Source organism: Kitasatospora sp. NPDC056731 (assembly GCF_040687675.1).
Lineage (GTDB): Bacteria > Actinomycetota > Actinomycetes > Streptomycetales > Streptomycetaceae > Kitasatospora.
The window spans coordinates 84275-93191 of record NZ_JBFBNR010000033.1; the positions used below are offsets into that span (position 1 = coordinate 84275).

Sequence of the window (8917 nt, forward strand, 5' to 3'; positions counted from 1 at the left end):
ACGGCCGCCCGCCCGCCCGGGGGTCACGTCAGGTTGGCTGCTTTGCGGAGTAGTACCGACCGTTCGCGGGTGTTGCGGCACAGCCGGGCGGCGAGTTCCAACTCGGCGCGGGCCTCGGCGGTGCGGCCGAGCCGGGTCAGGAGTTCGCCGCGTACGCCCGGGAGCAGGTGCGATCCGGAGAGCCGGCCGGAGGTGGCGAGTTCGTCGACCAGGTGGAGCGCCTGCTGGGGTCCGTCGGCCATGGCGACGGCCACGGCCCGGTTGAGTTCGACGACGGGGGAGGGGGCTACGCGGCCGAGTGCCTCGTAGAGGAGCACGATGTGTTCCCAGTCGGTCTCCTGTACCGAGGGCGCCGCCGCGTGGCAGGCGGCGATCGCGGCCTGGAGGCCGTAGGGGCCGAGGCCCCGTCCGGTGGCGGCGGCGCGGCCGAGTGCGGCCAGGCCGCGGCGGATCGCGGAGCGGTCCCACCGGCGCCGGTCCTGGTCCTCCAGGAGCACCGCCTCCCCGTCGGGTGCGGTGCGGGCGGCAAAGCGCGCGGCGGTGAGTTCGAACAGCGCGAGCAGTGCGCACGCCTCCGGTTCGGCGGGCAGCAGGGCGGCCAGCGTCCGGGCCAGCCGGAGTGCCTCGTAGGCGAGGTCGGGGCGCAGCAGGTGGTCGCCGGCGGTCGCGGTCGAGCCCTCGGTGAAGATCACGTACAGGACGCTCAGGACGGCGCCGAGCCGTTCGCGCCGGTCCTCGGCCGGCGGCAGTTCGAACGGCACGTGTGCCGCGGCGATCGTCTTCTTCGCCCGGGTGATCCGGGCCTGGACGGTGGCGGTGGGTACGAGGAACGCCCGGGCGATCTCCTCGCTGGACAGGCCGCCCACCACGCGCAGCGTGAGGGCGACCCGGGCCTCGGGGGAGAGCACGGGGTGGCAGGCGGTGAACATGAGCGCGAGGACGTCGTCGTCGACCCGGTCGGGGTCCCACGGCAGTTCGTGCGGCGGGCCGGAGGCGGCCGTCGGGCCGGAGCTGAACTGGCCCTCGGCGAGTTGGCCCGCGAGCAGGGCGTGGCGCTCGTCGAGGGCGGAGGCGCGGCGGAAGGCGTCGATGGCCCGTCGGCGCGCGGTCGCCAGCAGCCAGCCCACCGGGCTGGTGGGCACGCCGTCGCGGGCCCAGCTGACGAGTGCTTCGGCGAGTGCCTCCTGGGCGACGTCCTCGGCGAGCGCGAAGTCCCCGGTGTAGCGGGCCAGTGCGCCGACGATCCGGGCGGACTCGATGCGCCAGAGGGCCTCGGCGGCCCGCCGGGCCGATTCGGTGCTCGGCGGGCCGTCGGGGGTGGTGGGCATCAGTGCTGGCCGGTCCGCTCGCGCCAGGCCCGCTCCTTGGCGATCCACTCGTTGTCCTGCGGGAACTCCTCGATGCCCGGCACGCGGCGGATCTCGACCTTCGAGCCGGTGATGGCCGGGAGCCGCTTGGCCCACTCGACGGCCTCCTCCTTCGAGGCGACGTCGATCAGGTAGAAGCCGCCGAACAGTTCCTTCGTCTCGCCGTACGGGCCGTCGGTGACCACCGGGCTCTGTCCGCTGAAGTCGACCACCACGCCCTGGGAGGGGTCGTCCAGGCCCTCGGCGGCGACGAGCACGCCCGCCCGGATCAGTTCCTCGTTGAAGCGGCCCACCGTTTCGAGCATCTCCTCGAAGGGCGTCTCCATCATCTTCGCGACGCTCTCGTCCGTGCCCCGCATGATCAGCATGTACTTCGACATCGTCACTCCTTGCTCGGGGGCCGCTTTCCGACCCTCTCCATCCCAGGTCGAACGGCGTGGCCGCGGATCGACACGGCGGGCGGATCCGGGACCACTTTTTTTCGACGGACGCCACCCTCTCGCAGGGCGGCCTCCTCTCACACCTGTCACACCTGGCGGTACGCGGCCGTCGCGATCTCGGTGAACGAGCGGACCAGCGGGTTGGTGTCGCCGTCGTTCCACACCGCGACCACCGGGCTGGGCGCCATGTCGGTCAGCGGGACGGTGGTGAGGTTCTCGGGCAGGTCGTGTCCGAGCGGGGCCAGGCCGACCGTGCTGTTCCAGAGCACGGCCTGCAGGCATTCCTGGACGCCGCGCACCACGGGGCCCTCGCGCGGGGTGCCGCCGTTCCAGTACGACTGCCACCGGGGGTCGGTTCCCGGGGGGAACTGGAACCAGCGGCGCTCGGCCAGGTCGGCCAGTTCCAGGCGGCCGCGCCGGGCCAGCGGGTCGTCGGCGCGCAGGACCGCGCCGACCGGGTCGGTGCGCAGCACGCGCACCGCCAGGGCGGTGTCGTCGAACGGCGCGCGGGTCAGGGCGACGTCGACCAGTGCGGCGCGCAGTCCGCAGGTCGGGTCGGTCAGGTCGGTGTCGCGCACGCGGATCTCGACGCCGGGGTGGCTGCGGCGGAAGGCGGCCGCCAGCCTGGTGATGCCGGGGTCGGTGCCGTCGCCCAGGATGCCGACGGTCAGGGTCGCTGCGCCGGCCGCCGCGGCCACGCGCGCGCGCAGGCGCTCGGCCCGGTCGAGCAGGGCCCGCGCCTCGTCGAGCAGCACGGTTCCCGCCGGGGTGAGGGTGACGCCGGCGGGGGAGCGGGCGAACAGCAGGGCGCCGCTCTCCTTCTCCAGCTGCTTGATCGCCCGGCTCAGCGGCGGCTGGCTCATGTGCAGGCGGGTGGCGGCCCGGCCGAAGTGGAGTTCCTCGGCGACCGCCACGAAGTAGCGCAGGGTACGTAGCTCCACGCTGCGACGATACCCGCCGGGTATCGGCGTGGTGGAACGGGTCTTGGACACCGGCGGGGCCCCGGCGGTGCACTCGGAACATGACCGACACAGCGAAGACCAGTGAACCGCAGGCCGGCCCCACCGTATCGGTGGTCGCCCCCGGCGAGGGCGAGACGATCGTCATGGGCACCACGCGCATGCGCGTCCTGGAGGACGGCAGCCACACCGGGCACCGCCTGGCGATGACCGAGTCCCTCCTCGCCCCGCACACCCCCGGACCGCCGCAGCACCGCCACGCCCGCCACGACGAGGGCTTCTACGTCATCTCTGGCACGGTGCGCTTCACCGTCGGGGACCAGCACCACGACGCGAGCGCGGGCACGTTCGTGATGGTCCCGCCCGGCGCCCCGCACACCTTCGCCAACGTGAGCGACCACAGCGCCGTCATGCTCAGCGTGTTCACCCCCGACCTGTACCTGCAGTACTTCCGGGACCTGCGGGACATGGCCGCCGACGGCGGGCCGCCGACCCCCGAGGCCGGCCTGCGCACGATGAGCCGCTACGCCACCGAGCCCGCCACCGAGCCCGTCACTAAGCCCGTCACCGAGCCCGCCGCCGACCTGGCCTGAAGCCCACGCGTCACCCGCCGGCGGTGACCGTGAAAGGACGTCATGACCATCGCCTACTGGTTCCTCGCCACACCGCTCGCCGCCTTCTACCTCTACGCGGGCGCACTCAAGGCGACCCGCGACCGCGACCGGCTGCGCCCGATGATGGCCTGGGTGGACCGCGTACCGCTGCCCGCCGTCAGGGCGCTGGGAGCGGTCGAACTCCTGGGCGCGGCAGGCCTGTTGCTGCCGCCGGGGGTCGGTGTCGCGCCGGGGCTGGCCCCGGCCGCGGCCGTCGGGTTCGTGCTCCTGCAGACCGGCGCGATCGCCGTGCACCTGACCGGCGGGGACCGCCGCGTCGCGCTCAACGCCGGGCTCCTCGCGGCCGCGGCCGCGACCGTCTGGCCGGCCGCCGCCGGGATGTGACCGGACGCCACCCCCGCCCCCGCTCCGCCCCGTCCGTTCAGTCCCCGCTCCGTCCCCGCCCCGTCCCGTCCGCAGGCCCTCGGTACGTACACCGTGCCAAGTTCGCGGTTTTCCACGATGCCCGAGCGTGGTGGTCACGTGTCAGCCTGTGACTGCCACCGCATCCCGCAGCCGGGTCGGGGCGGGGCCGATCCGCCGCAGGTGGCCGGCCGTTCACGCGGAACGCCCAGAAGAGATATTTGTCATGCACAGGCAAATTCGTTCAGCCTCGCTCTGCGCCGCGATCGCCGCCGCGGTCCTGGCCGGCGGCACCGCCCAGGCGCACGCCGCCGTGGCCTCCCCCGCCCGCGCACACGCCTCCGCGTCGCCCGCCGCCCAGGACGGCGCGTCGGCGTCCGCGATCTGGCGCTGGGCCGGCCGGTACGACTCGTTCGTCGAGGCGCAGGCGGCGTACTACGTGCTGGGAACATCACCTACGGCTTCGCCGGCGGCGAGATCAAGATCTACTGGAACAACCCCTACGTGGGCAGCAACGGCTACAGCTGCTCCGTCCCGGCCGGGTACGCCTGCTACAAGAGCGGCGGCAGCGGGAACAACGCCGGCGTCAAGTTCGACGTCTGGCCGGCGTCCCGGTCGGCCGGGGCCGACACCGCCGACGCGGTGGTGCCCGGCGTCACCGCCGCCCGCAGCACGAGCATCAACCTGACCAACAACTCGGGCAAGCTGCTGGTCCGTTCCGGCTCCAGCCTGCGGTGGGGGATCTGGTCCGACAACATGCTGCCCCCGTCCATGGTCCAGCCCGGTGTCACCGCGAAGTGGGCGAGCGAGTCGGACGGCTTCATGACCGGCACGGAGGGCGAGGTCACCTTCGACGTGTCCGGGGAGAGCAACAAGGTCAGGGTGTACTGGAACAACCCCTACACCGGCAGCAACGGCTACAGCTGCTCCGCCCCGTCCGGGTACAAGTGCACCTGGCAGGGCGGCAGCGGCGACAACACCGCGATCTCCTTCAACCTGTCGAAGTCCTGATCACGCCGGGCCGAACCAGCGCCCCCGCCCGGGTCACGTCCATCCGTGACCCGGGCGGGGGCGCTCGGCCCCGGCCCGCCGCCGACCGCCCTGCCGTGGCCCCGGGCCCGCCCGCGCCCCCTACCTGCCGCCTACCGCCTTCACCCTCCCAGTACCGCCACCAGCTGGGTACGCCGGGCGATCCGCAGCTTCCGGTAGGCGTTGGTGAGATGGGTCTCCACGGTGCGGCGGGTGAGACACAGCGCGGAGGAGATCTGGGCGTTGGTGTGCCCCGCCGCCGCCAGTTTGGCCACGCGCCGTTCGGCGGGCGTCAGCGCGTGCCCGCCGTTCCTGTTGCGCACCCCGCCCTCGCGCAACGCCCCCGCCGTCAGGTCGAGGAGGCGACCGGCGGCGGGCGCCTGCCCGGCCTGCGGAGCGGGCGCGGCCAGCCGCAGCGCCACCGCGTGCGCCTCGCGCAGCGCCCCACCACCAGCCACCCCGACCCCGCCCCACACCCCCCAACCACCACCGCCGCCACCACACCCCGAACACCAGATGTTCCAGGGCTAAGAGCACCTCCGCCAACGAACAACCCGACAGCCAAAAACCCCATGGAACAGCCACATAGACAAGGCCACACCACCGCCAAAGAGCTTCAATTCCAGGGTTAAAAATGAACTAGTGTAGGGCGAGGAGGTGGAGTTCCGATGCCCACACAGGACGAACTGTTCGCAGCAGTGGACGCACTACTGAACGACCCAGGCCCACAACTGCCGGAGCCAACCGAAAGAGCACGCCTCCGAGAGGCCGCTGGAGTCACCCAAGCGCGACTGGCCCAGGTACTGAAGTCAACGGTGCAATCCGTGAAGAACTGGGAAGCCGGTCGCTCCGAACCGAGGCCACCACGCCTGGAAGCCTACGCACGCCTCCTCGAAGGCTGGGCCCAACAGCACCCCACCCCCGCCCCCGCAGCCCGCACAGTCGAAGAAGTCCCGGCCGCCTTCGCCCCAACCCCCACCCCCACAAAGGCCGAGCCGAAACCCACCACCGACGACACCGCGAATCCGGACGACGACAGCCCCCGCCCCGACCGCATCCCGCCGACGGAACCGGCCGAACAACCACAACCACAACCGCTGCGCCCCGCAGCCCGCCCCACACCACACAGCGACGCCCAATACCCCCACGGCCCACTCGCAGTACTGGACGACGACGGCACCGCCTACGCAGTCGGCGGCCTACTCCTGGACTGCCCCGCCACCACACTCGCACAACTGGTCACCTGGGCCCTGACCGAATCCGGCCTGGGCACCCCACGACTGCACCGCAACGGCAAGGACTCCGACCCCCTGATCGTCCTCACCGCCGCCGCCGCCCAGAAACTCGGCCTGCCACCCACCCTGGACGACGACCCGGCCACCCGCCGCACCCAGCGCCTGCCCGACGACCACAAGATCGTCAAAGCACTCGCCCGCTCCAAATGGCAGCTCACCCGCCGCGGCTTCGGCCCCTGGGCCCGCATCTACAAGCCCGTCAAAGACGGCCGACGCCAATGCGTACAACTCGCCGTCCTGCCCTGGCGCGCCCTGGACACCCGCGCCTGGGGCGACGCCGCCCACCTGCCCGCCCCCGACCTCGCCCGCGTCCTCGGCGTCTACGCCCAACGCGTCATCACCCCCCGCGGCTCCAGCGCCACCAGCGGCCTGGAACTGATGACCGCGCTACGCCCGCCCACGAGGGCGGTACGCGACGAGCAGAGCGGCGGGTGGGTGTCCGGACCGAACCCGGGCGCGCTGACCGAAGTCGTCCAGGCAGCGCCACCGGAGGTCCCGCCGGAGCACCCCGCCGCACAGGGCTGGACCGGCGGCTTCCTGGACGAGGAGTCCTACCAGTGGATCCGCCCGGTCGAGACCCTCTCCGAAGCGGAGATGATCGAACCGTTCGCGGTCGGCATCGACATCAACACCGCCTACCTCGCCGCCGCCGCCCGCCTCAACGTCGGCCTGTCCGGCCCGCTCCACGTCACCAACCCACACTTCGACAAAAAGACCCCGGGCAGCTGGCTCGTCGACCTGTCCCACATCCCCACCGACCCCCGCCTGCCCAGCCCGTTCACCCCGACCGGCACCCCCCCCACCGGTCCGGCCTGGTACACCACCCCCACCGTCGCCTACGCCCAGGAACTCGGCCACGACGTCACCCCGACCGAGGCCTACCTGCGCGAGCACAGCGGCGCCTACCTCGACCCCTGGCACGACCGCCTCCGCGAGGCCTACGTCACCACCATGGCGGAGGCCGGCATCCCCACCGACAAGGACACCGACGAACGCGCCTTCCTCGCCGCGATGACCGCCCACCGCCTCCTCAAGAACGCGGGCACCGACCTGGACGCGCTGCGCGCCGCGCTCGCCGGCGAGGGCCTGGGCCACCTGGCCGCGATGGGCGACGACCAGCTCGCCTCGGCCACCTGGCGCCACCATCAGATCGCCATGGTCCTCTCGGCGGTGAAGTCGACGGTGAAGTTCGGGATCGGCAAGCTGCGAGAGCGCCCCCAGGGCCTGACCTACAAGCCCGGCGAGCCGTGGCCGGCGCTGGAGCGGGAGACCTGGCGCCCGGACATCCGGGCCGCGGTCATCGCCAAGGCCCGCGTCAACATGCACCGCAAGATGGCCAACGTGGCGAAGGCCAACGGCCGTTACCCGCTCGGCGTCAACAACGACTGCGTCGTCTACGCCTCCCCGACCACGGACCCGCTCGGCTTCCTGCCGCTCACCGGCTCCGGCAAGGTGCTGCCCGGCACCTTCCGCCTCGGCGCCACCCCCGGCCTGGCCAAGGTCGAGGGCATCCAGCAGATGCTCACCGTCGTGGACTGGCTGGAGCGCGACCAGCCGATCAACCCGGCCCGCCACATCAAGGGCTACGACAGCAGCACCATCGAAGGGAAGTAGGAGGCTGTGGAGGAGATCACCGACGCGATCGACCGGGCCGCGCCCGAGCACTTCACCAAGGCGCCACCCAAGAGCGCGCAGGCCCAGATGCGGCTGCTCGCCAAGGCGGCCAAGGGCGACACCGCCGCCCTGGCGGCCCGGCTCGGCGTGAGTCGCCGCACCGTCGAGCGCTACCTCGCCGGCCAACGCAAGACCCCCAGGGCCGCACTGCGCGAAGCCCTGAAGCGCGAGGTCCAACGAGTGTGGCAGCCCGGCATCCGCCGCCGGGCCCGCAAGAGGGCCGCCACCAGCACGGGCATCACCGTCGAGGTGTGGGCCTACTTCGGCTACACCGCCCCCGTCGGCACCACCGACGAGGCCCGGCTACGGCACCTGACCGTCCACCTCCCACCCGCCTACGCCGGCCGCCTCTTCACCGCCCAGGACCAGGGCGCCGGTGACCAACAGATGCGCGCCATCATGGCCGAGGGATTCCAGGAAACCTACTTCAAGGACGGCGGACGCGCCGCCGGACTCGAAGTCGAGTTCACCGGAATCCAGGCGATCGACGTCCAGTACTGACACCAGGCAGGAACACTGAACCTACACGGTGCATCATTGCGATGCACCGAAGCGTGCCACCCGCAACTCGGGTGGCACGCTTCCCCCATTTCGACGGCTCAGGGTGAATGGTGACGGGCGCTCAGGGTGGGCGGAGCGAAGCGGAGTCCACCAGGCTCGACAGGAGGATAGAAGGGCGTTGGTGTTGACCTGTTGTGAGGTGGGGGGAGGTCAAATGGTGGGATGTGGACCGGAGTTCCTGCGTTTACACAGCGCAGGAGTGATGCACTGCTGCCGGTTAGCTCACTGAATTCCGCTTGCGGAATTCAGTTCCCCCGCTTGCGTGTCCTACCTCCGGCTTGCCGGAGGGGAATTCCGCTTGCGGAATTCAATCCTCGCTTGCGCGAGGATTCGATTCCCGCGCAGCGGGAATCCCGCCGAAGCGCAGCGGAGGCGTACTGCCCTGCCCGGAGCGCAGCGAAGGGCAGGGCCCTTGCGAAGCAAGGGAATTCCGCTTGCGGAATTCGATTCCCGCGCTTGCGCGGGAATTCCGCTCGGCGGTCAGCCGAGGGATGCGTAGGTGGTCGGACCGGCCGCCACCTGGACTCCGCCCACCAGAACCAGCAGACCGAAGCCCACCGCCAGCGCGAGCCCGAT

8 protein-coding genes and 1 pseudogene are annotated in these 8917 nt (G+C 71.9%); 5 read left to right on the forward strand and 4 right to left on the reverse strand.

Features of this window, described 5'->3' with window-relative positions:
* Positions 1 to 23 precede the first annotated feature (23 nt).
* The 3 genes from AB0R04_RS28415 to AB0R04_RS28425 form a co-directional block, all read right to left on the reverse strand.
* Positions 24 to 1355 (reverse strand): sigma-70 family RNA polymerase sigma factor, encoded by a 1332-nt coding sequence (locus AB0R04_RS28415; protein WP_363376190.1) that lies wholly within the window; start codon positions 1353 to 1355, stop codon positions 24 to 26.
* Positions 1328 to 1747, reverse strand: coding sequence for a YciI family protein (locus AB0R04_RS28420; RefSeq protein ID WP_363376165.1), 420 nt, complete (start codon positions 1745 to 1747; stop codon positions 1328 to 1330). The genes AB0R04_RS28415 and AB0R04_RS28420 overlap by 28 nt, the downstream gene beginning before the upstream one ends.
* A 146-nt stretch (positions 1748 to 1893) precedes the next feature.
* Entirely contained in the window at positions 1894 to 2748 is an 855-nt protein-coding gene (locus AB0R04_RS28425) for a LysR family transcriptional regulator (RefSeq protein WP_363376168.1), read from the reverse strand.
* 80 nt (positions 2749 to 2828) lie between these two features.
* Here AB0R04_RS28425 and AB0R04_RS28430 point away from each other — a divergent pair, with 80 nt between their 5' ends.
* The 3 genes from AB0R04_RS28430 (at position 2829) to AB0R04_RS28440 (ending at position 4793) form a co-directional block, all read left to right on the forward strand.
* On the forward strand, positions 2829 to 3359 hold the full coding sequence (locus tag AB0R04_RS28430; protein WP_363376170.1) for a cupin domain-containing protein: 531 nt from the start codon (positions 2829 to 2831) through the stop codon (positions 3357 to 3359).
* Between the two features lie 42 nt (positions 3360 to 3401).
* Entirely contained in the window at positions 3402 to 3764 is a 363-nt protein-coding gene (locus AB0R04_RS28435; protein WP_363376173.1) for a DoxX family protein, read from the forward strand.
* Between the two features lie 522 nt (positions 3765 to 4286).
* Positions 4287 to 4793, forward strand: a complete 507-nt coding sequence (locus tag AB0R04_RS28440) for an aegerolysin family protein (RefSeq protein WP_363376176.1) — start codon at positions 4287 to 4289, stop codon at positions 4791 to 4793.
* A 140-nt stretch (positions 4794 to 4933) separates the two neighbouring features.
* Here AB0R04_RS28440 and AB0R04_RS28445 read toward each other — a convergent pair.
* A pseudogene (locus AB0R04_RS28445) lies at positions 4934 to 5152 on the reverse strand (helix-turn-helix transcriptional regulator); the annotation flags it as partial.
* A 327-nt stretch (positions 5153 to 5479) separates the two neighbouring features.
* On the opposite strand from AB0R04_RS28445, the gene AB0R04_RS28450 reads away from it, so the two are divergent.
* The gene (locus AB0R04_RS28450) at positions 5480 to 7720 is read left to right on the forward strand and encodes a helix-turn-helix domain-containing protein (protein WP_363376179.1); all 2241 of its coding nucleotides are present in this window, start codon (positions 5480 to 5482) and stop codon (positions 7718 to 7720) included.
* Positions 7721 to 7726: 6 nt separating this feature from the next.
* Entirely contained in the window at positions 7727 to 8281 is a 555-nt protein-coding gene (locus AB0R04_RS28455) for an XRE family transcriptional regulator (protein ID WP_363376182.1), read from the forward strand.
* Positions 8282 to 8917: the final 636 nt, after the last annotated feature.